Here is a 1,256-nt window from a genome sequence, read left to right as displayed (position 1 = left end):
TAATGCTGATCAGTTAAGAATATTTTTATGATCACTTGACTGATCTTTTCATAGCTTCAAAATCCGATATTAGAAATAATATCGGATTTTTTATGTCTCTAATTCAGCACTTCGATGATATGTCCTCCTTTTTAGATGATGTACATACGCTCGACAAACTTAAGCAGGTTCTTGACCCTGATATTCTTGAACAAGCATTTGAACATGCGGGTGTTGCAACTGTTCGCAGAAGGCGATTACCGCTAGAAGCTGTTATGTGGTCTGTCATTGGAATGAGTTTATTCCGAAACGAAACCGTGTGGGATATTGCTAATAGACTCGATATATCTCTGCCCGGAAAAAACAAATTAGTAGCGCCGAGCGCACTAGTGCAAGGTCGCCAAAGATTGGGTTACGAAGCAGTCCAACAAACATTTCAACTACTTTCACATAAAGCGTTTACCACCCAGCCTTTTGAGCAGTGGTGTGGACTTAATTTACTTGCAGTGGATGGCGTTAGCTTCCGAACTCATGATAATCAAGAAAACCGAGAAAAGTTTGGCAGTGACAGTAATCAACATGGAGAAGTCAGCTACCCACAAGTTCGAATGTGTAGCTTAATGGAAGTATCTAGCCACTTATTGCTAGACAGTAGTTTTGACGCCCGTTGCGTAGGTGAAATGAGCCTAGCTCAACGTCTATTACCAGCCGTACCGGATAATTCTCTAACCTTGTTTGACCGTGGTTATTACTCATTAGGACTGCTACATCAATGGCAAAACCAAGGAAATAACGCTCACTGGATGTTACCAGCAAGGAAGGATTTACAGTATCAAGTTGAACACAGTATCAGTGATAATGATAAAATAGTTACCTTGTCCACAAGCCCTCAGGCTAGAAAGAAGTTTGAGTCATTACCAGATACTATAACGGCAAGATTAACCACTTATAAAGCTGATGGAAAAAGCTATCGTGTTCTTAGTTCGCTTATTGACCCTTTACGATTTCCGCATGACGAATTAATAGAGGTTTATACACAACGTTGGGAAATTGAGCTGGCGTTTAGAGAAATAAAGCAGGGATTGAATCATAGCAAACACACATTACGTAGTAAGAAGCCAGACATGGTACGCCAAGAGTTATGGGGGTTATTACTCGCTTACAACTTAATACGCATAATCATGCTTGATGCAACTAAAGAAGAAGATATCTTGCCTACTCAATTAAGTTTTAGCCAATCTATGCGTCAGGTAATCGCTTTCTTCATGTTTACGCCA

General features: G+C 40.1%; 1 protein-coding gene. It reads left to right on the top strand.

Features of this window, described 5'->3' with window-relative positions; genetic code table 11:
* Positions 1-92 precede the first annotated feature (92 nt).
* Positions 93-1,256, top strand: a 1,164-nt coding sequence (locus L1272_RS23025) for an IS4 family transposase (RefSeq protein WP_235374371.1), incomplete at its 3' end; no start/stop codon positions are given.

The sequence above is a fragment of the Pseudoalteromonas sp. PAST1 genome (assembly GCF_021532515.1).
GTDB classification, from domain to species: Bacteria; Pseudomonadota; Gammaproteobacteria; order Enterobacterales; family Alteromonadaceae; genus Pseudoalteromonas; species Pseudoalteromonas simplex.
This window is presented reverse-complemented; position numbering and strand designations above follow the sequence as displayed.